Annotated in this window: 19 protein-coding genes and 1 tRNA gene; 10 read left to right on the top strand and 10 right to left on the bottom strand. The window is 67.7% G+C overall.

The window, feature by feature from the left end; translation table 11 throughout:
* The first annotated feature begins 64 nt into the window (after positions 1–64).
* The 3 genes from V7Z98_RS04370 to V7Z98_RS04360 all read left to right on the top strand — a co-directional run bounded on the left by V7Z98_RS04370 (position 65) and on the right by V7Z98_RS04360 (position 2,878).
* A complete protein-coding gene (locus V7Z98_RS04370) occupies positions 65–811 on the top strand; it encodes a pteridine reductase (protein ID WP_334157127.1) in 747 nt (248 codons plus the stop codon).
* A 38-nt stretch (positions 812–849) separates the two neighbouring features.
* Entirely contained in the window at positions 850–1,797 is a 948-nt protein-coding gene (ttcA, locus tag V7Z98_RS04365; protein ID WP_334157126.1) for a tRNA 2-thiocytidine(32) synthetase TtcA, read from the top strand.
* A 166-nt stretch (positions 1,798–1,963) separates the two neighbouring features.
* The gene (locus V7Z98_RS04360; RefSeq protein WP_334157125.1) at positions 1,964–2,878 is read left to right on the top strand and encodes an FHA domain-containing protein; all 915 of its coding nucleotides are present in this window, start codon (positions 1,964–1,966) and stop codon (positions 2,876–2,878) included.
* Positions 2,879–3,002: 124 nt separating this feature from the next.
* On the opposite strand, the gene V7Z98_RS04355 is transcribed toward V7Z98_RS04360, so the two are convergent.
* From V7Z98_RS04355 to recA, 8 genes are all read right to left on the bottom strand, one after another.
* Entirely contained in the window at positions 3,003–3,320 is a 318-nt protein-coding gene (locus V7Z98_RS04355) for a PsiF family protein (protein WP_334157124.1), read from the bottom strand.
* Positions 3,321–3,358: 38 nt separating this feature from the next.
* Positions 3,359–4,294, bottom strand: coding sequence for an HPr(Ser) kinase/phosphatase (hprK, locus tag V7Z98_RS04350; RefSeq protein WP_293261233.1), 936 nt, complete (start codon positions 4,292–4,294; stop codon positions 3,359–3,361).
* Positions 4,263–4,748, bottom strand: coding sequence for a PTS IIA-like nitrogen regulatory protein PtsN (ptsN, locus tag V7Z98_RS04345; RefSeq protein WP_293261236.1), 486 nt, complete (start codon positions 4,746–4,748; stop codon positions 4,263–4,265). Before ptsN ends, hprK begins: the two co-directional genes overlap by 32 nt.
* Positions 4,749–5,002: 254 nt before the next feature.
* Positions 5,003–5,323, bottom strand: a complete 321-nt coding sequence (gene hpf, locus V7Z98_RS04340) for a ribosome hibernation-promoting factor, HPF/YfiA family (protein ID WP_293261238.1) — start codon at positions 5,321–5,323, stop codon at positions 5,003–5,005.
* 12 nt (positions 5,324–5,335) lie between these two features.
* Positions 5,336–6,841 carry an RNA polymerase factor sigma-54 gene (locus tag V7Z98_RS04335; protein WP_334157123.1) on the bottom strand — a complete coding sequence of 502 codons (1,506 nt, stop codon included), beginning with the start codon at positions 6,839–6,841 and terminating at the stop codon, positions 5,336–5,338.
* 79 nt (positions 6,842–6,920) lie between these two features.
* Positions 6,921–7,697, bottom strand: coding sequence for an LPS export ABC transporter ATP-binding protein (lptB, locus tag V7Z98_RS04330; RefSeq protein ID WP_293261243.1), 777 nt, complete (start codon positions 7,695–7,697; stop codon positions 6,921–6,923).
* 4 nt (positions 7,698–7,701) lie between these two features.
* Positions 7,702–8,148, bottom strand: a complete 447-nt coding sequence (recX, locus tag V7Z98_RS04325; protein WP_334157122.1) for a recombination regulator RecX — start codon at positions 8,146–8,148, stop codon at positions 7,702–7,704.
* Between the two features lie 18 nt (positions 8,149–8,166).
* A complete protein-coding gene (gene recA, locus V7Z98_RS04320; RefSeq protein ID WP_293261249.1) occupies positions 8,167–9,192 on the bottom strand; it encodes a recombinase RecA in 1,026 nt (341 codons plus the stop codon).
* Between the two features lie 156 nt (positions 9,193–9,348).
* Between recA and V7Z98_RS04315 the strand changes: the two genes are divergently transcribed.
* The 3 genes from V7Z98_RS04315 to V7Z98_RS04305 all read left to right on the top strand — a co-directional run bounded on the left by V7Z98_RS04315 (position 9,349) and on the right by V7Z98_RS04305 (position 12,208).
* Positions 9,349–11,364, top strand: coding sequence for a UvrD-helicase domain-containing protein (locus V7Z98_RS04315; RefSeq protein WP_334157121.1), 2,016 nt, complete (start codon positions 9,349–9,351; stop codon positions 11,362–11,364).
* 178 nt (positions 11,365–11,542) lie between these two features.
* Complete coding sequence (locus tag V7Z98_RS04310) at positions 11,543–11,818, top strand: hypothetical protein (RefSeq protein ID WP_293261255.1); 276 nt, start codon at positions 11,543–11,545, stop codon at positions 11,816–11,818.
* Between the two features lie 117 nt (positions 11,819–11,935).
* Positions 11,936–12,208, top strand: a complete 273-nt coding sequence (locus V7Z98_RS04305) for a hypothetical protein (protein WP_334157120.1) — start codon at positions 11,936–11,938, stop codon at positions 12,206–12,208.
* A gap of 79 nt (positions 12,209–12,287) precedes the next feature.
* Here V7Z98_RS04305 and V7Z98_RS04300 read toward each other — a convergent pair whose 3' ends face one another.
* On the bottom strand, positions 12,288–12,725 hold the full coding sequence (locus V7Z98_RS04300; protein WP_293261261.1) for a c-type cytochrome: 438 nt from the start codon (positions 12,723–12,725) through the stop codon (positions 12,288–12,290).
* Between the two features lie 130 nt (positions 12,726–12,855).
* On the opposite strand from V7Z98_RS04300, the gene V7Z98_RS04295 reads away from it, so the two are divergent.
* Positions 12,856–12,932, top strand: a tRNA-Arg gene (locus V7Z98_RS04295).
* A gap of 146 nt (positions 12,933–13,078) precedes the next feature.
* Here the strand turns inward: V7Z98_RS04295 and V7Z98_RS04290 are convergent.
* The gene (locus V7Z98_RS04290) at positions 13,079–14,980 is read right to left on the bottom strand and encodes a sensor histidine kinase (protein WP_334157119.1); all 1,902 of its coding nucleotides are present in this window, start codon (positions 14,978–14,980) and stop codon (positions 13,079–13,081) included.
* A gap of 328 nt (positions 14,981–15,308) precedes the next feature.
* Between V7Z98_RS04290 and V7Z98_RS04285 the strand changes: the two genes are divergently transcribed.
* The 3 genes from V7Z98_RS04285 to V7Z98_RS04275 form a co-directional block, all read left to right on the top strand.
* Entirely contained in the window at positions 15,309–16,058 is a 750-nt protein-coding gene (locus V7Z98_RS04285; protein WP_334157118.1) for a response regulator transcription factor, read from the top strand.
* A gap of 459 nt (positions 16,059–16,517) precedes the next feature.
* The gene (locus tag V7Z98_RS04280; protein WP_334157117.1) at positions 16,518–24,341 is read left to right on the top strand and encodes a DUF7933 domain-containing protein; all 7,824 of its coding nucleotides are present in this window, start codon (positions 16,518–16,520) and stop codon (positions 24,339–24,341) included.
* A partial coding sequence (locus tag V7Z98_RS04275; RefSeq protein WP_334157116.1) for an OmpA family protein occupies positions 24,341–24,962 on the top strand: 622 nt, incomplete at its 3' end. The genes V7Z98_RS04280 and V7Z98_RS04275, both read left to right, overlap by 1 nt.

The raw sequence follows: 24,962 nt of genomic DNA, 5'->3' as shown, positions 1-24,962 counted from the left end.
TCATCGGGCAATCCGTTAAAATTCGCAAACTTAGCGCAACATACGGGACAAAGCCGAGGAAGCGATGCACGAATTGGCAGGCAAGGTGGTTCTGGTGACCGGGGCGGCCCGGCGGGTGGGGGAGGCGATCGCCCGCCGCCTGCACGGCGCCGGGGCGACGGTGGCGTTGCACTATCGCCACGCCGCCGCCGAGGCCCAGGCCCTTGCCGCCGAGTTCGAGGCCCTGCGCCCGGGATCGGCGGCCTGCCTGCAAGCCGACCTGCTCGACACCGCCAGCCTGCCCGGCCTGGTGGACGGGGTGCTGGAGCGTTTCGGCCGCCTCGACGGACTGGTGAACAACGCCTCCAGCTTCTTTCCCACGCCGCTGGGGGAGATCACCGAGGCAGCCTGGGACGACTTGGTGGGCAGCAACTTCAAGGCGCCCCTGTTCCTCACCCAGGCGGCGGCGCCGGCCCTGGCGGCCAGCCGCGGCGCGGTGGTCAACATCACCGACATCCACGCCGAGCGGCCTCTGGCGGGCTACGCCCTGTATTGCGCCGCCAAGGGCGCCCTGCTCACCCTGACCCGGGCGCTGGCCGTCGAGCTGGGGCCGGCGGTGCGGGTCAACGCGGTGGCGCCGGGGCCGATCCTGTGGCCTGAAGGCGACGATTTTCCGGCGGCGGCCCGTCAGGCCATCGTCGATCACACCCTCCTGAAGCGCGAGGGCAGCCCGGACGACATCGCTCGGGCGGTGTGCTTCTTGTTGGCCGAGGCGACCTACGTCACCGGCCAGGTCATCAACGTGGACGGTGGGCGCAGCGCCCACCTCTGAAATCGGGTGCCGCTGGCGCCCGTGAAAGAAGCAGCATCGTGGAATTTTCGAACAATTTCCTGCGCCTCAAGAAGAAGCTCGAGAGCCAGGTGGGCCGGGCCATCGGCGACTACGCCATGATCGAGGACGGCGACACCGTGATGGTGTGCCTGTCCGGCGGCAAGGACTCCTACACCCTGTTGTCGGTGCTGCTGGCCCTGCGCGAGCGGGCGCCGATCAAGTTCCGCATCATCGCCATGAACCTGGACCAGAAGCAGCCCGGCTTTCCCGCCGACGTGCTGCCCACCTACCTGGCCCAGCTGGGGGTCGAACACCGCATCGTCGAGGCCGACACCTACTCGGTGGTCAAGGAGAAGATTCCCGAGGGCAAGACCACCTGCTCCCTGTGCTCGCGCCTGCGCCGCGGCATCATCTACCGCACCGCCAAGGAGCTGGGCGCCAACAAGATCGCCCTGGGCCACCACCGGGACGACATCGTGCACACCCTGTTCCTCAACCTGTTCTTCGGCGGCAAGCTCAAGGCCATGCCGCCCAAGCTGGTGACCGACGACGGCGCCCACGTGGTGATCCGCCCCCTCGCCTACTGCGACGAGGCCGACATCGCCCGTTTCGCCCGGGGCATGGGCTATCCGATCATCCCCTGCAACCTGTGTGGCTCCCAGGAGAACCTGCAGCGGCAGAAGATCCGCGAAATGATGGCCGAGTGGGACCGCAAGTACCCGGGCCGCACCGAATCGGTGATGACCGCGCTGCAGAACGTGGTGCCGTCCCATCTGGCCGACAACGCCCTGTTCGACTTCAAGGGCCTGCGCCTGGGTATGGACCCGGCCGATGCCGACGGCGGCGACCTGGCCTTCGACGCCCCCGAGCTGCCGCCGGTGATGCCGGCCATGGACGCCGCGGCCTGGGCCCGGGCCGGCGGCGGCGCGGAGGATGGCAGCGATACGCCGCTGGGCAATTTTCCGCTCCCGGTCGTAGCACGATGACATGGGCGGCAACGTGGCAGCCGGACAATAAACGGTTTGCTACACTGGCCGCCAGACCGGTTCCGGGAGGAACCGGCGCCTGGCAGCCTCGCACACTAACTAAGAATCGACTGGGATCGACACTGTATGGGGGTGGCACGCATGTGGGCAAACCGGGGGGAACGCCATGATTAATCCAGTGGCGCTGGTACTGCATATCGACGTGGTGGGGTCGGCCCGCCTGGCCGGCAAGATCGGCCGGCTGGAGGCCCAGCACGCCGTGGACCGCTGCCTGAAGCGGGTAGAGCGTTCGGTGCTGGGGGCCGGCGGCGTCGTCGGCCAGTGCGTCGGCGGCCAGATGGTGGCCGGCTTCCCGTCCGCCGAGAGCGCCTGGCATGGCACCCTGGAGATGCTGGTGCGGGTGGACGACCTGCCTCCGGTATCGGGCATCAAGCTCGATTTGCAGCTGGGGCTGTGCGCCGGCGCCCTGGACGATGCCGCGGTGGCGCAGCGCGCCGCCCGCCTGGCCGACCTCTGCGTGCCCGGCCGGGTGGCCCTGGACGCTGGCACCCGGGAGATGCTGGCCCCCGACGAACAGGAGCATCTGGTGGAAGCGGATGGGGTGCCCGACGGCCTGGCGCCGGTCTATGTCTTCGATCCGGAAACCACCGATCCCTCCACCGCCATGCCCCTGACCGCCACCACCGTGGCCAACCTCAACGGTTCGGCCGGTGCCGCCCTGGGGCTCCGCATCGGCGAGCCGGTCCCGCCCGCCGGCAGCGGCCGTTTCTGCGTGCGCTACCGGGGCAAGGCCTATTTGCTCGACGAGGGCTCCGTGGCTCTGTCGATCGGCCGCGGCAACGGCAACGACGTGATCGTCACCGACGGCAAAGTGTCGCGCAGCCACGCCCGCATCGAGCGCCGCCCCGGCGGCTTCGTGCTGGTGGACCAGAGCACCAACGGCACCTACCTGGTCTGCACCGGGGGGCCGGAAATGTTCCTGCGCCGCGAGGAGATCATCCTGAACGGCGCTGGCCAGCTGGCCTTCGGCCATTCCACCACCGCCCCCGGGGTGGAGGTGGTGACCTTCGAGCACCTCTGATCCCTCGCTGGCCCCGGGCGTTTTCCGGGCGTGCAAGGCAAAAGGCCGATCCCGCGGGATCGGCCTTTTGTTTGTGTGCTTGATGAGGCGGGCCGGCAATGCAGCCCAGCCCGGTGCCGTCGCCTCAGCCTTTCAGGCAGGAGCTCATGAACTTCTTGCGCTCGTCGCCCTTGAGGGCCTTGTCGCCGGCTTCCTTGTTGCAGGACTTCATCTTTTCCTGCTGCGGGGTCGCCTTGCTGTCCTCGGCGGCGGTCTCGCCCTTGAGGCAGGAGCTCATGAACTTCTTGCGCTCGTCGCCTTTCAGGGCCTTGTCGCCGGCCTCCTTGTTACAGGACTTCATCCGTTCCTGCTGGGGCGTGGGCTTCTTCTCGTCGGCGGCCAGGGCGGAGCCGGCGGCGAGGGTGGCAAAGGTCAGGGCGACAGCGGCGGCTAGGGTCTTCATGGCACTTCCTCCAGAGGGGATGATGACGGCGAACTAGCTTACAGGTCTTCGTCCAACAATTCACGCTGCTGGCGCTGGATGAATTCTTCCATGCTGTCGATGCCGCGCAGCTGCAGGATGGTGTTGCGCACCGCCGCCTCAAGCAGCACCGCCAGGTTGCGCCCGGCAGCCACGGGAATGATGACCTTGCGTACCGGTACGCCCAGGATGTCCTGGGTCTGGGCGTCCAGCGGCAGGCGCGGGCTTTCCACCCCGGCCACCGGCTTTTGCAGGTGCACGATCAGCTTGAGCTTCATCTTCCGCCGCGAGGCGGTCTCGCCGAAGATGGTGCGGATGTTGAGCAGCCCCAGGCCGCGCACTTCCAGGTAATCCTTGAGCATGCCCGGGCAGCGGCCCTCGATGGTGGTGGGGGCGATGCGCGCCAGCTCCACCACGTCGTCGGCCACCAGGCCGTGGCCCCGGGAGATCAGTTCCAGGGCCAGTTCGCTCTTGCCGGCGCCGGAGTCGCCGGTGATCAGCACACCCATGCCGAGCACGTCCATGAACACGCCGTGCACCGCCACCGTGTCGGCCAGGCGGCGCGACAGGTAGATGCGCAGCAGGTCGATCACCGCCGAGCAGGGCTTGGGAGTGGCGAACAGGGGAGTGCCGGTGGCCTCGCAGGCTTCCTGGATGGTGGGCAGGACTTCCAGGCCGTCGGCGATGATGATCGCCGGCGGGTGGGCGGCGATCAGGTCGTCCACCTGCTGCTTGAGGCGCTGGGGAGCGACCCGCAGGGACCATTCCCGCTCGGCCACGCCGAACACCTGGAGGCGCTCGGGGTGGATCAGGTTGAGGTGGCCGACCACGTCGGCCCCGTAGTTGCCCCGCTCCTTGAGTTCCAGATGACGTTTGGCGCCGTTGGCGGCGACCCAGGTCAGGTCGAGCTTGTCGCGGTGGTCCTCAAACAGCTGCGCGATGCTGATCTGGCGCATGGGGTGCCCCGTGGATGAAGAGGTCGCGCAGGATGGTGGCGTCGCCGCCGCTGGCGAGCTGTTCGCGGAAGCCGCGATCGGAGAAGCGCTGGGCCAGTTCGGACAGGATTTGCAGGTGCTGCTCGGTGGCCTGTTCCGGCACCAGGAGCACGAACACCAGGCTCACCGGCTTGCCGTCGGGAGCGTCGAAAGGCACCGGCGCGGCCAGGCGCAGGAAGGCGCCGACGGCTTCCTTGAGACCCTTGATGCGGCCGTGGGGAATGGCGACGCCCTGACCCAGCCCGGTGGAACCGAGCTTTTCCCGGGCGAACAAGCTGTCGAAGACCGTGGCGCGGGCAATGCCGTTGCGGTTTTCGAAGAGAATGCCGGCCTGTTCGAAGACCCGCTTCTTGCTGGTCGCTTCCAGGTCTAGGACGACGTTTTCGAGAGGAAGGAGTTTGGCGATGAGCTCCATCGGACGATCCACGGAGACGTTGAACGGGCCAGCCTTGAATGCACGGTGCCACCGGTGTGGCGATGGGATTCGGAGCGGGCCGGGAGGAAATCGGGCCGGGGTCTCGGAGACTAAGGGCGAAACGTGGCCGGGAGGATACAGGATTTCCGGTCGTTGCGCTGACGGGGGCTGCGCCCCGGGCAGCGAGGGTCGAGGGGCCCGTGAGGGGAACAGTCGGCGGGCCCCCGCGGGGCCCGGCCGATCCGTTGGTTAGATCACTCGGCGACGGGGATGTTCTTCTCGTCCCGGTGGTGATCCTGGATTTTTTGCTTGTGCTTGATGACTTGGCGGTCCAGCTTGTCGATCAGGCTGTCGATGGCGGCGTACAGGTCGGAATCCTCGCTCTCGACGAAGATGTCCTTGCCGCGCACGTGGACGGTCACTTCGGCCTTTTGCTTCAGCTTCTCGACCGAGAGAATCACGCTTACGTCGATCACGTTGTCGAAGTGACGGATGACGCGGTCCAGTTTGCCGGTCACGTATTCACGGATCGCCGGAGTGACTTCCAGGTGATGCCCACTGATCTGCAGATTCATGGTTCTACTCCTTTAGAGGGACTTGCGGAGATTGGCAGCTGGAATGCCCATCCCCTCCCGGTATTTTGCTATCGTCCGGCGGGCGACGACAATGCCCTGCTGGCCGAGGATGTCAGCAATCTGGTTGTCCGAGAGAGGCTTCTTGGCGTTTTCCGAGCCCACCAGCTGCTTGATGAGGGCGCGGATGGCGGTGGCCGAACAGGCTCCGCCGGTATCGGTGGCCACGTGGCTGCCGAAAAAATACTTCAGTTCGAAGATACCCCGGGGTGAGGCCATGTACTTCTGGGTGGTCACCCGGGACACGGTGGATTCGTGCAGGTCGAGGATGTCGGCGATCTCGCGCAGCACCAGGGGGCGCATCGCCACCTCGCCGTGGTCGAAGAAGGCGCGCTGCCGGTCCACGATGGCCTGGGAGACGCGCAGGATGGTGTCAAAGCGCTGCTGCACGTTCTTGATCAGCCAGCGGGCCTCCTGCAACTGGCCGGACATGCCGCCGCTCTCGCCGCGGGTGCGGTGCTTTTGCAGCAGGTCGGCGTAGAGCCGGTTGACCCGCAGGCGAGGGAAGGCGTCTGGGTTGATGCTCGCTACCCACTGATTGCGCACCTTGCGCACGATCACGTCGGGGATGATGTAGCGGGTTTCCAGGGGCGCGTAGCGGGCTCCCGGGCGCGGGTCCAGGCCCATGATCATGGCCTGCACCGCCTTCAGCGTCTCGTCGTCGCAGCCGAGCTGGCGCTTGAGCCGGGTGAAGTCCCGGTTGGCGAGCAGGTCCAGGTGCTTTTCCGCCAGGGTCAGCGCCAGGTTGCGCACCGGGCCGGCGGGGCGGGCGCGCAGTTGCAGGGCCAGGCATTCCTGGGGACTGCGCGCGCCCACGCCGGTGGGGTCCAGGTTCTGCACGTGCTTGAGGGCGATCTCCAGTTCTTCCGGCTCGACCTCCAGCTCGTGGGGCAGGGCTTCGCCCAGTTCGTCCAGGGACTGGTCCAGGTAGCCGTCGTCGTCCAGGGCTTCGACGATGAAGCTGGCCAGGCTGCGGTCCCGGTCCGACAGGGAGGTCAGGCCCAACTGCCAGTTTAGGTGGTCCTTCAGACTGGTGACGGCGGCCTGGATGTCCTGGCCGTCGCCCTCGTCGTCCCCGTCGTTGTCGCGGCTGCCGCTGGGAAAGCTGCCCTCGGCGAACCAGCCGTCGTCCACGCCGGCGTCGCCACCCTCGGCGGTGTAGTCGCTGCCTTCACCGGATTCACTGGACTCGCCGTTCTCCCCGGATTCGCCCCGTTCCGCCTGGGCGTTGCCGTCGGCCGCCTGCTCGCCGCTGCTCAAGGCGTCGGCAAAGCCCGGCTCGGCGGGGCGGGCGGCGGGTTCGAAATCGTCCTCCCGCTCCAGCAGGGGGTTTTCCAGCAGGTATTGCTCGATTTCCTGGTTGAGCTCGAGGGTCGACAGCTGCAGCAGCTTGATCGACTGCTGCAACTGGGGCGTGAGCGCCAGGTGCTGCGAGAGCTTGAGCTGGAGGCTGGGTTTCATCGGCAGCGGCAACCGGCTGCTGCCTCATGGGGCGGCGCGGCGGCGGGGCGGTGGAGCATGGGCATGGAGCGGGTCGCGGTCACAGGCGGAAATGCTCGCCCAGGTAAACCTTGCGCACGTCGTCGTTGTGCACGATCTCGTCCGGGCGACCGGCGGCCAGCACGCGGCCCTCGTTGATGATGTAGGCCCGGTCGCAGATACCCAGGGTTTCGCGCACGTTGTGGTCGGTGATCAGCACGCCGATGCCGCGGGCCTTGAGGAAGCGGATGATCTTCTGGATTTCCAGTACGGCGATCGGGTCCACCCCGGCGAAGGGCTCGTCGAGCAGCACGAAGCGTGGATTGGTGGCCAGGGCCCGGGCGATCTCGACCCGGCGCCGCTCGCCGCCGGACAGGGCCACCGCCAGGGTGCCGCGCAGGTGGCCGATGTGCAGCTCGTCGAGCAGGGATTCGAGGCGGTTCTTCACCTCGTCCTCGGGCAGGTTCTGCAGTTCGAGCACGGCCTGGATGTTCTCGGCCACGTTCAGCTTGCGGAACACCGACGCTTCTTGGGGCAGGTACGAAAGGCCTTGATGGGCACGCTGGTGGATCGGCTGGTGGGTCAGCCGGGCCTCGTCCAGGTAGACCTCGCCGCCGTCGGCGGCCACCAGGCCCACCACCATGTAGAAACAGGTGGTCTTGCCCGCGCCGTTGGGGCCGAGCAGGCCGACCACCTCGCCGCTGGCCACGTCGAACGACACGTCGTGGACCACGGTGCGCTTCTTGTAGCGCTTTTGCAGGTTGTGGGCAGATAGGCGGCTCTGGCTGGCCGGCGCCGGCTGGGCCGGGGCGGTGGAGGTGAGGGTGGCGGCGTTCATGCGGTCATTCGTCATCGAGGCCGCGCACGACGCGGCGGATGATCTCCATGGAAAAACCCCGCTGGGCGAGGAAACGCATCTGTTTGGCCCGTTCCGCCGCATCCGCGGCGGGGGTGCCGAATTTCTTCTGCCAGACCGACTTGGCCCGGGACGACTCGTCGTCGGCCTGGGCCAGGGCGGTGGCGATGGTGGCGTCGTCGACTCCGGCCGTCGCCAGCTCCTGGCGCAGCCGCTGGTTGCCGTAGCGGCCGGCGCGCACCGTCACGCGCATCTCGGCGTAGCGGTCGTCCGAGAGCAGCTTGCGGGCGGCCAGCTCGTCGAGCAGCCGGTCCAGTTCCTCGCGGCTTTCCGCGTGGGGCGCCAGCTTGCGCGCCAGTTCGGACCGGGAATGTTCGCGGCGGGCGAGTAGGGCGACGGCCCGTTCCCGCAGGGAGCGTTCGGTCGGCGCCATGCGCTCCCGGGGCCGGCCTTAGGCCTCGGCCGGGGCCGCCACGCCGGTGGGCAAGGCGACGCCGACGGCGGCGCGGATTTTGGCCTCGATCTCGGCCGCGGTTTCCGGACGCTGGCGCAGGTACTCGCGCACGTTGTCCTTGCCCTGGCCGATCTTCTCGCCGTTGTAGGCATACCAGGCGCCAGACTTCTCGACGATCTTGTGGGCCACGCCCATGTCGATGATCTCGCCTTCCCGGGAGATGCCCTCGCCGTAGAGGATGTCGAAGATGGCCTCGCGGAACGGGGGCGACACCTTGTTCTTCACCACCTTGACCTTGGTTTCGTTGCCGATCACCTCGTCGCCCTTCTTGATGCCGCCGATGCGGCGGATGTCGAGGCGCACCGAGGCGTAGAACTTGAGCGCGTTGCCGCCGGTGGTGGTTTCCGGGCTGCCGAACATCACGCCGATCTTCATGCGGATCTGGTTGATGAAGATCACCAGGGTGTTGGTCTTCTTGATGTTGGCGGTGAGCTTGCGCAGGGCCTGGCTCATCAGGCGGGCGTGCAGGCCGGGCAGGGAGTCGCCCATCTCGCCTTCGATTTCGGCCTTGGGCACCAGGGCGGCTACCGAGTCGATCACCACCACGTCCACGCTGCCAGAGCGCACCAGCATGTCGGCGATTTCCAGGGCCTGTTCGCCGGTGTCGGGCTGGGAGATGAGCAGCTCGTCCAGGTTCACGCCGAGCTTCTGGGCGTAGCCCGGGTCCAGGGCGTGTTCGGCGTCGATGAAGGCGGCGGTGCCGCCGAGCTTTTGCATCTGGGCGACCACCTGCAGGGTCAGGGTGGTCTTGCCGGAGGATTCGGGTCCGTAGATCTCCACCACGCGGCCGCGGGGCAGGCCGCCCACGCCCAGGGCGATGTCCAGGCCCAGGGAGCCGGTGGACACGACCTGCAGGTCGTTTTCGACGTTGCCTTCGCCCATCTTCATGATGGAGCCCTTGCCGAACTGCTTTTCGATCTGGGCCAGTGCGGCGGCCAGGGCTTTGGCTTTGTTTTCGTCCATATTGGGAATCCTTTGCAAGAATGGCCCGATTATTGCACAAACCGGCCCGAGCCTCGCAGCCGCCGCCTGCGTCTCGGTCCGGTGCGGGGGTGGGCTAAAATGGCGCCTCGTGCATCCATCGGCGCCCCGCTCCTGGCGGGGCGCGCTGTTTTCCCCATGGCAGAACTCAATCCCCCCCAGCGCGAAGCGATCCGCTACCTGGACGGCCCCTTGCTGGTGCTGGCCGGCGCCGGCTCGGGTAAGACCCGGGTGATCACCCAGAAAATCGCCTACCTGATCGAGGAGTGCGACTTCCATCCCGGCTCCATCGCCGCCATCACCTTCACCAACAAGGCCGCGCGGGAGATGGAAGAGCGGGTGGGCAGCCTGCTCACACACCGCAGCGGCCCGTCGCCGCTGATTTCCACCTTCCACTCCCTAGGCATGCGCCTGCTGCGCCAGGAATCCCGGGCGCTCGGCTACAAGCCGGGATTTTCCATCCTGGATTCCACCGACTGTTTCGGCCTGGTCGGCGAGCTGACCAAGTCGGTGGACAAGAAGGTGGTGCGGGCGGTGCAGAGCCAGATTTCCAGCTGGAAGAACGCCCTGATCAGTCCGGACGGGGCTGCCAGCGTCGCCCAGGGCGAGACCGAGGCCCTGGCCGCCCGGGTCTACCGGGACTACGAGGCCACCCTGAAGGCCTACCAGGCCATGGATTTCGACGACCTGATCGGCCTGCCGGTACGCCTGTTCGAAGAACACCCGGACGTCTGCGAGCGCTGGCAGAACAAGCTGCGCTACCTGCTGGTGGACGAGTACCAGGACACCAACGCTTGCCAGTACCGGCTGTTGAAGCTGCTTACCGGCCCCCGGGCGATGTTCACCGCCGTGGGCGACGACGACCAGGCCATCTACGGCTGGCGCGGCGCCGACATCGAGAACCTGCGCGGCCTGCCGCGGGATTTCCCCCGGCTGAAGGTGATCAAGCTGGAGCAGAACTACCGCTCCACGGTGCGCATCCTCAAAGCCGCCAACACCCTTATCGCCAACAACGAGAAGCTGTTCGACAAGACTCTGTGGTCCGACCTGGGGCTGGGCGACCCGATTACCGTCACCGTGTGCAAAGACAACGAGCACGAGGGCGAATCGGTGGTGATGCGCCTGCAGGCGCACAAGTTCGAGAACCGCACCCGCTTTGCCGACTACGCCATTCTCTACCGCAGCAACCACCAGGCCCGCACCATCGAGCAGTACCTGCGGGACGCCCGCATCCCCTACCTGATCTCCGGCGGCCAGTCCTTCTTCGACAAGGCCGAGATCAAGGACATCACCAGCTACCTGCGCCTCTTGGCCAACAGCGACGACGACCCGGCCTTCATTCGCGCCGTCACCACGCCCAAGCGCGGCGTCGGCACCTCGACCCTGGAAGTGCTCGGGCGCTACGCCGGCGAGCGGCACATCTCGCTGTTCGCCGCCCTGTTCGAAGAAGGCTTCGCCCAGCGCGTCGGCGCCCGCCAACTCGAACCCCTGCTCGAATTCGGCGAGTTCATCAACCGCCTCGAATGGCGTGCCAAGAAGGAGCCGGCCGGCCCGGTGCTGGCCGACATGCTCGACGCCATCGGCTACGAGCGCTGGCTGTTCGACCACGAAGAGGTCCGCGCCGCCGAATCGAAATGGGCCAACGTCCAGGAATTCGCCGCCTGGCTGACCAAGAAGGGCGACGAGGACGGTAAGACCCTGGTGGAGCTGACCCAGACCATCGCCCTGATCAACATGCTGGAAAAGAAGAACGCCGACGGCGGCGAGATCGACGCGGTGCAGCTGTCCACCCTGCACGCCTCCAAGGGGCTGGAGTACAAGCACGTCTTTTTGGTGGGGGTGGAGGAGGGCATCCTGCCCCACCGCGAATCCACCGCCCCGGACAAGCTGGAAGAAGAACGCCGTCTGATGTACGTGGGCATCACCCGGGCTCAGCGCAGCCTGCACGTTTCCTACTGCGAGAAACGCAAGCAGGCCAAGGAATGGATTCCCTGCGAGCCGTCGCGCTTCATCGAGGAAATGGGCAAGGACGACCTGCGCATCTCCGGCGGCAAGCAGTCGGCGCCGCCGGAAAAGCAGGAAGTGAAAAAACGCTTCGGCAACCTCAAGGCCATGCTCGCCGGTGGCGGCACGGGCCCAGGGAGCGGCGGTTAAGGCGGCGCCAGACCGCCGATTACAACTTGAAACGCCTTGTCACGCGCCTGATGACATCGGAACGGTCAGCGGCCGCGTTAATGCACTCAAGGCCCGGCGCGGTGCACACACCAAGCACCGCCAGGACCGGAACTCAAGCAGTGCATTTTTCGTAGTGACCCGTTCAAGGAGTTTCATCATGCTGAAGATCGTTGCCGCCACCGTTGCCTCCCTGTTCGCCGCCGCCGCTTTTGCCCAGGCCCCGGCCGCCGCTCCCGCCACCCCGGCTGCGCCCGTCAAGGCCGAAGCTGCCGCCAAGCCGGAAGTGAAGAAGGAAGAAGGCACCAAGGTCGAGAAGAAGGCCGAAACCAAGCACCACGCCAAGAAGGCCCACAAGGCCGAAGGCAAGGAAGCCAAGCCCGCCGGTGAAGCCGCTGGCGCTGCTGCCCCGGCTGCCGCTCCCGCTGCCAAGTAATCCGGCCGCACCGAACCGCACCACCCACTGACACGACATCCACCGGGGAGCAGCCCGCTCCCCGGCCCACGCGGCGGTACGCCCAGAGGGCCCGCCCGTCACCCGAGGAGAAACATCATGCTGAAGATCGTTGCCGCTACCGTCGCTTCCCTGTTCGCCGCCGCCGCCTTCGCCCAGGCCCCGGCTGCCGCTCCCGCCACCCCGGCCGCTCCGGTGAAGGCCGAAGCCGCCGCCAAGCCGGAAATGAAGAAGGAAGAAGGCGCCAAGGTCGAGAAGAAGACCGAAGCCAAGCACCACCATGCCAAGAAGGCTCACAAGGCCGAGGGCAAGGAAGCCAAGCCCGCCACCGAAGCTGCACCCGCTCCGGCCGCCGCTCCCGCCGCCAAGTAATCCGGCGAGCGCTGCCGCAAAGCAAAACGGGATGCCTAGGCATCCCGTTTTGCTTGTGCTGCGGTAAGTCGCAGTGCGCTTACTTGGCCAGGTCGGTGATGTACTTCACCACGGACTTGATCTCGTCGTCGCTCAGGTCGGCGCCGCCCTTGGCCGGCATGGCGTTCTTGCCGTGGGTCACGCTGTTGATCAGGGCGGGCATGCCCTGGGCGATGCGCGGCGCCCAGGCGGCCTTGTCGCCGGCCTTCGGCGCGCCAGCGGCGCCGGTGGCGTGACAGGCGGCGCAGACGGTTTCGAAAATGGTCTTGCCGTCGCGGGGGCCGGTGGCGACGGGAGCGGCCTTGGCCAGCTCGAGCTGCGCCACGGGGGCGATGCGGGAATCCACGTCGTCGCTGTTGGCGGCCTTGCCGATGGGCTTGCCGACATAGGCAAAGGGAACCACCACGGCCATCAGGGCCACGGCGGCGACCAGGGTGATCACCATGATCTTGGACGAAGAACCTTTCTGCTCGGCCATGCTGAATCCTTTTTACACGCGCGGGATTGGAAAAACGCAGATTATAACCGTAGGAACCCTTTGTTTTGGCGCGGTTTGTACGGAAAATTTGGACAGGTACGGCGAATTTCGGTATTCTCACGCCTCCCAAGCGCCCGTAGCTCAGCTGGATAGAGTACTGCCCTCCGAAGGCAGGGGTCGTGCGTTCGAATCGCGCCGGGCGCGCCAGAAATTCGGAAAAGGGCCGGTTCCGCAAGGAACCGGCCCTTTTCTTTTGTCCAAATTCTTTGTCCAGGCTACCGGAATCGCCACGCACCGCTGCTACCCGCGCAGGGCGCTCCGGCGCTCCGGGAGCCGGATGGCGTTGATGGCGCTCAGGCGGCCAGGGGCAGCTTCAGGGTGAAGGCGGCGCCTTGGCCGGGCTGTTGCGGTTCCAGTTTCAGGGTGCCGCCGTGGCGGTGGATCAGTTCCCGGGCCAGGTGCAAGCCCAGGCCGGCGCCGGAAATGCGTGGGTTGCCGTCGCAGCGGTAGAACTTGTCAAAGATGCGTTCCCGCTCCCCGGCCGGGACGCCGTCGCCCTGGTCACTGATCCGGATGGCGATGTGGCCGGTGTCGCAGGCCGGCTCCAGGCGGATGGTTATGGGCCGCTCCTCGGGGGAATATTTGAGGGCGTTGTCCACCAGGTTGGACAGGGCGACGTCGAACAGATGCCGATCGCACTGCACCCACAGGGGGGCGGCGGGCAGTTCCAGGCGGATGCGCCGGGAGGCCAGCAGGGTGGCGTCCCCGTAGCTTTGCTGAAGGAAGTCGCGCAGGTCCACCGCCTCCCGGCGCAGGTCCAGGTGCGAGGTGGCGAGCCGTTCCTCGGCCAGGCAGTTTTCCAGCAGGTTGAGCAGCCGTGCCACGGCCCGGCGGATTTTGCCCGTGCGCGGCGCCAGTTCCGGCTGGCCGATGGCCAGCACGCTGCCCAGGCGCTGGGCGGTGGTGTCGATGATCGCCAGCGGCGTGCGGAATTCGTGGGAGAGCATGGTGACGAACTGGCGCTGCACCGCCAGGGCGGCCCGTTCGGTTTCCAGGGCTTCCTGCAATTGTTCCTGGAGAGCGTTGCGGATGCGGATTTCCCGGGCGAGTTCGTCGGTACGCCGGGCTACCCGCTCCTCCAGTTCCCGTTCCGCCCGGTGGGCCTCGTCCAGGGCCTGGCGCTGGGCCCTTTCCTTGGCCTTGTCGGCCTGCCAGGTACGGCGGGCGATGACGATGGGCAGGATGGTGAGGTGGATGAAGGCGCCGATCTCCTGACTGTAATCGATCAGCAGGTTGGACTTGATCCAGCCCAGGCGCATGAGGGACAAGGCCAGCAGTGCCACCACCCAGGGCACGAAGGCCAGGGCGTAGGCGCGCCGTTCCCGGTCCTTCCACCCCAGGTAGGCGATCAGGGGAATGCCGCAGATGCCCACCACCGTGCCCAGCACCCGGGTCATGCTGCCCAGGTCGCGCCAGTCCATGACCAGGGCGAGGGGGGCCTCCAGGACATCGATCAGCATCAATAGTTGTGCCAGACGGTAGATCGTCGGCAGGTTCTGACGCACGGCGAAAATGCAGGTAAAGAACCAGACGTGGATGGCCTTGACCGGCCCCAGGGCCAGGGCGATTACCCAGTTGTTCAGGGCCGTATCGTCGGGATAGAGGAACTGGCCGCCGAAACCGGCGTTGAGCAGGTGCAGACAGGAACCGGCCAGGATGTTGATGGCGAAGACGAGGTAGATCTTCTCTCGGACCCAGATATAGAAGGCCAGGCTGAACGCGAACATCAGGACCATGGTGCCGCCATAAACCCCGTAGAAGGCGTAATCGAGGTTGGTCAGGCGGCGGAATTCGGCCTCGGACCACAGGTCCAGGGTGGGGGCCATCAGGCTGCTGGTGGCGATGCGCAGGTAGATCGGGCGGTCCGGATCGGTGCCCGCGGGTACGGCGAAGGCGAACAGGCGGTAGTCCCACTGGCGCTGGGAAAAGGGTAGCCGATCGCCACTCCGGTAGGCGGCATAACCGCCGCCCTGGGGCAGGAACAGCTCGATCAGGTCGAGCTGGGACGGCCCGACGCGCAGCCAGCGCGGCAAGGCCGCCGCCGTTGCGGCGGCAGGGGGCAGGCAGGCGCGCAGCCACAGGATCTGGCGGGTATAGCTGGCATCCATCCGGCGGGCCACCGGCTGGAACTGGCCGGCTTGTTCGGGGGCGGACACCTGGGCCAGGGACAGGTCGCCCTTGGGGTCCCAGCGCATCGCCAGGTCGCTGGGGGTGTGAGGGTCGCCGGTGGCTGCGGCCGACGCGCACCCGGCCAGTGCTGCTCCTGGGCAAAGCAGGGCGATGAGCAGGGCAATCAGCCAGAGGCCGAGTGCGCCATGGCGCCGGAATGGCGGGAAACGATGGTGCGGAGGCATGCGGGAAGGCGGAAAAAGAGAGCCGGCTGTGAGAATTTGTGATTTTTGTCGCCTGAAGGCTCCGCTACTATTTAGGCAAGGAGCATCATCTCACGAAGAATAGGAAGGCTTCCTCTCGCAACGTCCGCGAAAAGTCGGAGAAAACACAATAGAAGCTGGGGTATGAATAATGCAAGCCGCTAACAAACGGCTGGAAATTTGCGTTGTCGAGGATGAGGCGGACTTTCGCGAAGAGATTGTCGAGGCCCTGCGGGAGGCAGGCTTCGGTGTGCGCGACTTTCCCGGTTCGCGGGAGCTTTATGCCGCCCTGTTGGCGGCGCCGTGCGACATCTTGATCCTCGATGTGGGCCTGCCCGGCGAGGATGGGTTTTCCGTGGCCGAACGCCTGCGCGGGCTGGGCTCCATGGGCATCATCATGCTCACCGCTCGGGGCCAGACCGAGGACCGGGTGCGCGCGCTCCTGGGCGGTGCCGACATGTATCTGGTCAAACCCGTCGATCTGCGCGAACTGGTGGCGTCCATCGGCAGCCTGGCCCGGCGCCTGCATCTCAACGGACTGGCCGGGGTCGCGGAAGGCGCCGTCGACGGCAGGGCCCAGGACAACCCCCGGAGTTGGTCCCTGTCTCCGGATGGCTGGACCCTGTTCGACCCCGAGGGCAGTTCGATTCCCCTGACCGCCCAGGAGCGAGGCTTCCTGCAATGCCTGTGGGCCCGGGCCGGCGAGGCCGTATCCCGGGAAGACCTGGCGGTGGCCCTGGGCGGCGACCCCTACGAATACGATTTCCACCGCCTCGACACCCTGGTCAGCCGCCTGAGGCGCAAGGCCACCGGTGCGGGCATGGCCTTGCCCCTGAGGGCGGTGCGGGGCACCGGCTATCTGTTCATTCCCCGTTCCGAACGGGGTGTCGAACGGGATTGATCCTTCCGCCGCGACCGGCGCCGCCCTGTGCAACCGACCGTCCGTGTCGGGCCCTCTCTCCAAGCCTCATTCTCCAACCCGTCCGACAGGCGGGTTTTTTTGTGCCCGGCGCCGGGACGGTTCGCTTGAAAGCCTTGCTGGGCAATGTTTCTGGCGAGTGTGAGGAATTGTCAGTTTTCAGGCAGGTATGACAATTGTCTGTGCGTGAGTCTTTGCCGACGTCTCCCTAACATGCGGGCCGAGTAAGACGCATGCTGCGGCTGATAGCGCCGTAGCCATGGCCACCAAGAGCCGGCGCCCAGGGAGTCTCGCGAAATGCCCATCACCACGCTGGCGACGGGCATGCGGCCATAACCGCCGCAACCTTTCCCTACCGCCATATCGCGGCGCATTCCGTTCCAGCGGAACTGCACCGGGCCATGCCGTCTTCCCGAAACCGTCATTTGTGGAAGCACGACCATGCCCGAGCCGATCGAGCGCCTTTCATCCCGTGTCGCAACCGCCTGCCGCCGCCATGTCCGGCAGTGGCGGCTCGCCCTTGCCGCCGGCCTGCTCGGCCTGGCGTCGGGCCCGGCCCTGGCGGCCCTGGGCGCATCGGTCACCCTGGCGAACGGGCAGCCCACGGACATCTATCCGGGCCAGACGACCCAGCTCCAGATCACCCTGTCGAACAGTAACGACACGGCTTCCGTCACCAACATCGCCTTCAGCAACAGCCTGCCTGGCGCCCTGCCCAACGGGCTGAAGGTCGCCGGCGCCGCGACCTACACCTGCACCAATCCGGCCGGCCCCAGCACCGGCCCCGGCAGCGGCGTCTTCAGCGCCGTCGTCGGCAGCCAGAGCATCAGCCTGTCCGGCGGGGTGATCCCGGCCCGGGCCAACGGCAGCGACGGGGTGTGCGTCATCACCATCCCGGTCACCGCCGGCTCCAACAGCGGTAACTCCGCCACCTACAACTACGTGATCGCCAGCGGCTCGGTCACCGGTAACGACGGGGCGGCGGTACAGAACGGCGGGACGGTGAACCAGAGCGTGAACGTGCGCGCCGTCACGCCGCCCTCCATCAGCAAGAGCTTCGGCTCCGGTTCCGCCGTGATCGGCGGCTCGGCCGTGACCCTGACCATCGTGGTGAACAACACCAGCCCGGTCGACATTCCCAACTTCAGCATCGACGACGTCTTCCCGACCCTGGCCGGCAACCCGGCGATCCAGGTCGCCAGCCCGCCCAACGCCTCGTCCACGTGTACCGGCGGCGGCACCCCGGCGGCCTTTGCCCCCACTGCCGGGGCCAGCTCGGTCAGCGCCAGCGGCGGCACGGTCAAGGCCAGCGGCACCTGCACCCTGAAGGTGGACGTGGTCGGCGTCTTCAGCAACGGCCAATACAGCACCAGCGCCCTGACCAACACCATCGACCGCAGCACCCAGTTCGGCAACGACCTGGGCCTGGTGCCGCTGACCAACGCCACTGCCAACATCACCGTCACTTCGCCCCTGCGGGTGACCAAGGGCTTCAACCATCCCTACCTGTCGAGCGGCAATTCCGACGCCTTCACCATTACCCTGAGCAACGTCGGCAATGCGCCGCTGACGGTCAGCGCGTTCTCCGACAGCCCGATCGACGGCATCGGCAACGCCGCCTATGGCCTGAAGGTGACCGGTACGCCCACGGTGAACTGCCCGGGCGGCACGAACGGTACCTACGCCGTTACCGGCGGCGGCACCGGCATTACCCAGACATCCAACAGCACCATCGCCGCCGGCGGCACCTGCACCATCACCGTGCCCTATACCGGCACGGTGCAGAGCATCGGCACCCCCGTTTCGTACACCAACACCATTCCGGCCAACGCCGTCACGGTCACTACTCCGAATGTGGTTAGCCAGGCGGCGTCGGCGTCCGTGCTGGTGGCCGACGACCTGCGCGTGACCAAGAGCGCCAGCCCGACCACCGTCTCCCCGGGCAACCCGGTGCGCTACACGGTGACCATCGAGAACTACGGCACCTCGCCCGTCGCCAACGTGACGGTGACCGACCACCTGCCCGCCTCCCTTACCTATCTCACCGGCGTCATCAACGGCAAGGACTACACCCCGTCGGTCACCGGGGCCTGCGCCCCCCTGTCGGTCAGCGGCGCCACCGGCGCCAGCGCGCCGGCCTTCACCGTGGCCACCCTGCCTGGTCGCACCGACGTCAACACGCCGGGGTCCTGCGCCATCACTTTCTGGGCCATGGCCGACACCGGGGCCGCCAACGGCGCCGCCCTGGCCAACGTCATCAATGCCGGGGACGTCTGCTACAACGGCGGCGCCACCTGCAACGGCGGTACCGCGAGCACCCCGAGCAACCCGTCGGTCAGCACCGCCGTGCTGAGTGCCTACAAGGTCTTCTACGCGCCGGGTTCCGCCATGCCGGGCAGCGCCCCCGCCAACCCGCAGTTGAGCAAGCCCGAGGGGTCCGTGGTCCGGATGGCCATTGTCCTGACGAACCAGTCGGCCAACCCCCTGACCAACGTCACCATTTCCGACACCCTGCCGACGGATGCCAGCGGCGGCCAATTGCGCATCGCCACACCGTCGAACGTTGCCAGCACCTGCGGCAGCCCGACCTTCACCGCCAGTTCCGGCAGCACCTCGGTCGCCATGAACGGGGCGACGGTGCCTGCCCGGGCCAACAACGGCACCGGCGCCAACGGCACCTGCTACCTGATGGTGGACGTGATCGGCCCGGCCGGTACCTACAACAATATTGCCACCTTGGGCGGCACCCAGACCTACGCCAACGGTACGACGGGCAGCCTGTCCCCCGTTTCCACCAACACGGCCCAGCTGGTCTATACCTCGTCCCTGACGGCGGCCAAGACCTTCAACCCGGCCAGCGTTTCCTCCGGCGGCCGTTCCACCGTCACCGTGCGCCTGTCCAACGCCGGCGCCGTAGCCCTCACCGGGGTGAGCGCCATCGACCCCCTGCCCGCCGGCATGGTCCTGGCCAATCCGCCCAACGCCTATTCCACCTGCGCCGGCTCTCCGGCCATCACCGCCACTGCGGGCGCCAACAGCGCCACCATGACCGGCGCGGCCCTGGCCGGCAACGGCACCTGCGACTTCCTCTTCGACGTGGTCGCCACCGGCTCCGCCAACTGGGTCAACACCATTCCGGGCGGCAACATCACCGCCGACGGCGGCGTGCGCAACGTGCTGCCGGTGAGCGGCACCCTGGTCTATGCCCCGCCGGTGACCCTGTCGGTGGCCAAGTCCACCAACCCCAGCACCCTGACCTTCCCGGGCCAGGCGAGCCAGCTGACCATCACCGTGAACAACGGTACCCAGGCCGTCACCAACCTGCGCGTGACCGACTACTTCACGGTGGATGGCACCGCTGCCGGCGCGCTCAACGGCTGGCGCATCGCCGCCACCCCGAATGCCTCCACCACCTGCCCGGGCGGCACCGTCACGGCGGCGGCCGGCGGCACCTCGGTGGGCCTGAGCGGCGTATCCCTGGCCGCCAGCGCCAGCTGCACGGTCACTGTCAGCGTCACCTCCACCTCGGTGGGCGGCGTGACCAACTACATCCCGGCCAACGCCATCGTCACCGACCAGGGCCTGTCCAACACCGGCCAGGCCACCACCAGCCTGACCACCCAGAGCAACATCGGGGTGAACAAGCAGTTCATTCCCAACGTGGTCAAGCCGGGGCAGCGCTCGCGCCTGCGCATCACCTTCTTCAACCCCACCAGCCTGCCCCTGGCCGACCTGGCGGTGACCGACACCCTGCCTGCCGGGGTGACCGTGCCGAGCGGCCCCAACGCCACCACCACCTGCGTCGGCGCCAACGTCAGCTCGCCTGCGGCCAACCAGGTGCAAGTCTCCGGCGCCAGCCTGGGGGCGGCCTCGGGCGGCGTGTCCGCCTCCTGCCAGGTCGAGATCGACGTGCTGGTGGCGGCCCAGGGCGACTACGTCAACACCATTCCCGCCGGCGGTGTCACCGCCACGTCCGGCGGCTCTCCGGCCACCAACTCCCAGCCCACCAGCGACACCCTGCGCGCCAAGGCGGCCCTGGTGGTCAACAAGGCCATCGACGGCAAGACCCTGGACGCCGGCAACCCGGGCGGCTTCACCACCGGCACCGCCAGCCGGGCGCCTGGCGCCACGGCGGTGCTGACCGTGCGCCTGGCCAACCCCAATGCCGCGCCCCTGACCGGCGCCGGGTTCACCGACACCCTGCCCAATGGCCTGGTCATCGCCCAGACCCCGGCTGCCGCCACCACCTGCGTCGGCGGCACGGTGATCGCCCCGGCCTCGGGCACCAGCCTGCGCCTGAGCGGCGCCACGATTCCCGCCAACGGGGCGTGCACCGTCAGCGTGAACGTGCTCAGCAACGTGCCTGGCTCCTATACCAACACCATCCCCTCCGGCGCGGTCGGCACCGCCGAAGGCGTGGTCAGCGAGGAGGCCACCAGCGCCCGTCTGCTGGTATCCACGCCGCCCACGGTGGGCAAGCAGTTCTCGCCGGCGGTGATCCCGCCCAACGGCAAGTCCACCCTGACCATCTTCATCGGCAACGACAACGCGTCGGCCATCACCCTCAGCGCCCCCCTGGTGGACACCCTGCCCACCGCTCCGGACAACGTGGTGGTGGCGTCGCCCCCCAACGTCGGCAAGACCTGCCCGGGCACCGTCATCGCCACGGCCGGCAGCGCCACCGTGACCTACGCCAGCGGCGCCCAGGTGCCCGTGGGCGGTTGCTCCATCAGTGTGGACGTGACCACCGGCAGCACCGCCGGCACCTACAACAACAACATTCCCGCCGGTGCCCTGCAGACCGACGTGGGCAACAACCAGCAGCCGGCCAACGCCGCCCTGAGCCTCAACACCCTGGGCTATATCGGCGGCAAGGTGTTCAAGGACAACAGCGTGGTGCCCAACGGCACCTTCCAGTCCGGCACCGACACCCCCATCGCCGGCACCACCGTCGAGCTGCACAGCGGCGGCTCCTGCGTCGGCCCCCTGGTGGCCACGGCCACCACCGACGTGCTGGGCAACTACCTGTTCGCCAGTCTGGCGGCGGGTACCTACTCGGTGTGCCAGCCGGTGCAGCCGGCCGGTACCACCAACGGCATCACCACTGCCGGCACCATCGTCGGCATCAATGGCAGCACCGGCACCGCCGGCAGCGCCACCAACCCGACGCCCACCACCAGCCAGATCACCGGCATCGTCCTCAATGGCAACGGCGGCAGCGGCGAGATCAGCGGCTCGGTGAACAACAACTTCGCCGAAGTGGTGCCTTCCAGCATCACCGGCCTGGTGTTCCTCGACCAGAACAACGACGGCCTGTTCAATGGCACCGACAGCGGCATCGCCGGCGTTCCCGTGGAACTGCTCGATGCCGGCGGCACCGTCGTTGCCACCACCGTGACCGCCGCCGACGGCAGCTACCGCTTCGACAACCTCCAGCCCGGCACCTACTCGGTGCGCGAGCCCAACCAGCCGGCCGGCACCTCCAACGGCATCACCACCGCCGGCGCCGTGCCCAACGGCGGTACGGCGGGGACCGCCACCACGCCGGCCGTGCTGCCGAGCCGGATCAGCAACATCGTCCTGCCGCCCAACACGGTGGCCGGCGGCAACAACTTCGCCGAGATCAGCAACGGCCGCACCCTGTCCGGTTCGATCTTCCTCGATTTCAACAACAACGGCCTGATCGACGGCAACGACCACGGCATCGGCGGCCAGACGGTGAACCTGACCGGCACCGACGTGAACGGCAACGCCGTCTCCCGCAGCGCCACCACGGCGCCGGACGGCAGCTACCGCTTCACCGGCCTGCCGGAAGGCACCTATACCGTGACCCAGCCGGTGCAGCCGCCGGGTACCACCAACGGCATCACCACCGCCGGCAGCACCGGCGGCACGGCCACCCCGGTAGCCACCCTGCCGAGCGCCATCGCCAACATCAACCTGACCGGCGCCAATACGGTGTCGGCCAACAACAACTTCGCCGAAGTGCCGGGAGCCGCCCCTGACCTGGCGATCGCCAAGACCCACGCCCCGGCCAGTTTCGGCGAAGGCTCCGGCACCGGCTACTTCACCATCACGCCGCGCAACATCGGCACGGTGGCCACCTCCGGCACCGTCACCATCACCGATACCCTGCCGGCCGGCATGACCGTCGGCGCGGTGGCCACGGGCACCGGCTGGTCCTGCCTCGGCAGCGTCGGCGCCAGCGTGGTCACCTGCACCAGCACCGTGCCCATCCCGGCCAACGGCACCGGCAACCCGATCACCCTGCACGTGGTGGTGGCCAACGGCCTGGCTGGCCAGATCCTGACCAACACCGCGGTGATCTCCGGCGGCGGCGAGCCTCCGGGCTTCGACGGCAACAACACCGCCACCGACCCGGTGCCGGTGGCCACCACTGCCCGGTTGAGCGGCACCATCTGGCTGGATCAGAACCACGACCGCATCCCCAGTGCCAGCGATCCGAAGATGGCCGGCTGGCGGGTCGAGGTGCTGCTCGGCGGCGTAGTGGTGGCGACCACCACCACCGGTCCCGACGGCAAGTACACCGTCGCTGGCCTGGCGCCGGGCAGCGGCTACGAAGTGCGCTTCCGCGATCCGCTCACCGGTACCGTGTATGGCCGCAGCGTCACCAACGAGCAGGGCATCGTGCCCGCCCCGGGCGTGCGCGACAGCACCCAGCCCAACGGCGGCACCAACAGCGGCAACCCGGCGGGCGCCACGGTGCAGAACGGCGTCCTCACCGGTATGACGCTGCTGGCCGGCGACAACATCGTCGAGCAGAGCTTGCCCCTGGACCCCAGCGGCGTCGTCTATGACGCCGTGACCCGCCAGCCGGTGGCCGGCGCCACCGTCACCATCAGCGGCCCGGCCGGGTTCAATCCCGCCATCCATCTGCTGAGCGGCAGCGCCAGCCAGGTCACCGGCGCCAATGGCTTCTACCAGTTCCTGCTGACGGCGGGCGCGCCGGCCGGCACCTACGTGCTCGGCGTCAGCGCGCCGGGCTACCTGCCGGCCCCGTCCACCCTCATTCCGGCCTGCGTGGGCACCCTGGCGGTGGGGCCGCTGCCCGATCCGGCCCTCATCCAGGCCAGCAACACGGCGCCTTCGGCGGCCATCCCCAACGCCAACCCGGCGGCTTGCGTCGGCACGGTGCTGGGCGGCGCCAACACCACCCAGTACTACTTCAGCTTCAACCTGAACGGGACGTCGGCCAACGTGCTGAACAACCACCTGCCCCTGGATCCGGTGCTGGGCGGCGCCATCGTGGTGAGCAAGACCACGCCCATGCTCAACGTGACCAAGGGCGACCTGGTGCCCTACACCATCACCGCCACCAACACTCTGGGGGCGACCCTGGCCAACATCGACGTGCAGGATCAGCTGCCCGCCGGCTTCAAGTACCGCAACGGCTCGGCCACCTACAACGGCCTGCCCCTGGAGCCGAGCATCTCCGGCCGCCTGGTGATCTGGCGCAACCAGAGCTTCGCCCCGGGCGAGAAGAAGACCTACAAGCTGATCCTGGTGATCGGTGCCGGCGTGGGCGAAGGCGAGTACGTGAACCAGGCCTGGGCCCTCAACAACCTGGTGCAGAGCCGCGTCTCCAACGTCGGCAGCGCCACCGTGAGGGTGGTGCCCGATCCGACGTTCGACTGCTCGGACATCATCGGGAAGGTGTTCGACGACAAGAACGCCAACGGCTACCAGGACCAGGGCGAGCCGGGGATTCCGAACGTGCGGGTGGTGACGGCGCGGGGCCTGCTGGTGACGACGGACGCGGAAGGTCGGTTCCACGTGGCCTGCGCGGCGATCCCGCAAGCCGACCGTGGCAGCAACTTCGTGATGAAGCTGGACGAACGGACGCTGCCGTCGGGATACCGGCTGACGACGGAGAACCCGCGGGACGTGCGGGTGACGCGCGGCAAGATGGTGAAGCTGAATTTCGGCGCGACGGTGCACAAGGTGGTGCGGCTGGAAGTCGACGGCCGGGCCTTCGTGGCCGGCGAGACGGCCCTAGCGCCCCAGTGGGAGAAGCGCCTGCCGGCCCTGCTGACCCAGCTGCGCGAACGCCCCAGCGTATTGCGCATCGCCTACCGGACCGCCGGCAACGACGGGTTGGCTAGCAAGCGCCTGTCCGCACTGAGCCGCCGTATCAAGGCCGGCTATGCCGAACTGACTGCCAAGGAAAAAGAGGAGGAACGAGCGACACCGCCGCTGGTGATCGAAACGGAGTCCTTCGACGGCGACGCGAAGGGAGAGCGCTAATGAAACGCCAGCACAAGAACGTGAAGACCGTGAACTCCCAGTTCAATCTGGCCCGCCTGGCGCCCAAGCGCTCCGTGGCCGCCACCCTGGCCGCCCTGGCGATGCTCAGCAGCGTCGCGCCGGGTTGGGCCGATGACGACGGCGACGAACGGCGTCAGGGCAAGCGCATCGACAACGGTCGTGTGGAAGTGCACCCGGTACCACCGCCCGGGGAAGTGCAACCGGAAGGTTTCGCCTACCCGCTGCCCTCCGGCGTGACCCTGGCGGAAGCCCGGGCCATGCGCGCGGCCGCCGCCGTCCTGCCGGCGCGGCGCGCCCAGCAACAGGAAACCCTCAGCGAAAGCGGCGTGGGCGCCCTGTTCGAATCGGGCAAAGCCGACCTGCTGCCTGCGGCGCGTGCCAGCCTCACAGCCCTGGCCAAGAGCTACACCGGCAAGCCCGGCCTGCGCCTGTCGGTGGTAGGCCACACCGACAACCAGCGCCTCTCGGCCAACGCCCGGCGGCTGTTCCGGGACAACCAGGGCCTCTCCGAAGCCCGGGCCCTGGCCGTGGCCGACTACCTGCGTCGCGAGCTGAACCTGCCGGCACAAGCGGTGGCCATGGGCGGCAAAGGCGAAACCT

Origin of the sequence: Oryzomicrobium sp. (genome assembly GCF_036820405.1) — a bacterium.
Lineage (GTDB): Bacteria > Pseudomonadota > Gammaproteobacteria > Burkholderiales > Rhodocyclaceae > Oryzomicrobium.
This window is presented reverse-complemented; position numbering and strand designations above follow the sequence as displayed.

Bases quoted from the DNA above. Each gene is read 5' to 3' on its own strand.
- V7Z98_RS04290 (WP_334157119.1), bottom strand. From the start codon at position 14,980: ATGCGCTGGGACCCCAAGGGCGACCTGTCCCTGGCCCAGGTGTCCGCC.
- V7Z98_RS04315 (WP_334157121.1), top strand. From the start codon at position 9,349: ATGGCAGAACTCAATCCCCCCCAGCGCGAAGCGATCCGCTACCTGGAC.
- V7Z98_RS04285 (WP_334157118.1), top strand. From the start codon at position 15,309: ATGCAAGCCGCTAACAAACGGCTGGAAATTTGCGTTGTCGAGGATGAG.
- V7Z98_RS04360 (WP_334157125.1), top strand. From the start codon at position 1,964: ATGATTAATCCAGTGGCGCTGGTACTGCATATCGACGTGGTGGGGTCG.
- V7Z98_RS04370 (WP_334157127.1), top strand. From the start codon at position 65: ATGCACGAATTGGCAGGCAAGGTGGTTCTGGTGACCGGGGCGGCCCGG.
- recA (WP_293261249.1), bottom strand. From the start codon at position 9,192: ATGGACGAAAACAAAGCCAAAGCCCTGGCCGCCGCACTGGCCCAGATC.
- V7Z98_RS04280 (WP_334157117.1), top strand. From the start codon at position 16,518: ATGCCCGAGCCGATCGAGCGCCTTTCATCCCGTGTCGCAACCGCCTGC.
- lptB (WP_293261243.1), bottom strand. From the start codon at position 7,697: ATGAACGCCGCCACCCTCACCTCCACCGCCCCGGCCCAGCCGGCGCCG.
- recX (WP_334157122.1), bottom strand. From the start codon at position 8,148: ATGGCGCCGACCGAACGCTCCCTGCGGGAACGGGCCGTCGCCCTACTC.
- V7Z98_RS04335 (WP_334157123.1), bottom strand. From the start codon at position 6,841: ATGAAACCCAGCCTCCAGCTCAAGCTCTCGCAGCACCTGGCGCTCACG.
- V7Z98_RS04305 (WP_334157120.1), top strand. From the start codon at position 11,936: ATGCTGAAGATCGTTGCCGCTACCGTCGCTTCCCTGTTCGCCGCCGCC.
- V7Z98_RS04300 (WP_293261261.1), bottom strand. From the start codon at position 12,725: ATGGCCGAGCAGAAAGGTTCTTCGTCCAAGATCATGGTGATCACCCTG.
- hpf (WP_293261238.1), bottom strand. From the start codon at position 5,323: ATGAATCTGCAGATCAGTGGGCATCACCTGGAAGTCACTCCGGCGATC.
- V7Z98_RS04310 (WP_293261255.1), top strand. From the start codon at position 11,543: ATGCTGAAGATCGTTGCCGCCACCGTTGCCTCCCTGTTCGCCGCCGCC.
- V7Z98_RS04355 (WP_334157124.1), bottom strand. From the start codon at position 3,320: ATGAAGACCCTAGCCGCCGCTGTCGCCCTGACCTTTGCCACCCTCGCC.
- hprK (WP_293261233.1), bottom strand. From the start codon at position 4,294: ATGCGCCAGATCAGCATCGCGCAGCTGTTTGAGGACCACCGCGACAAG.
- ptsN (WP_293261236.1), bottom strand. From the start codon at position 4,748: ATGGAGCTCATCGCCAAACTCCTTCCTCTCGAAAACGTCGTCCTAGAC.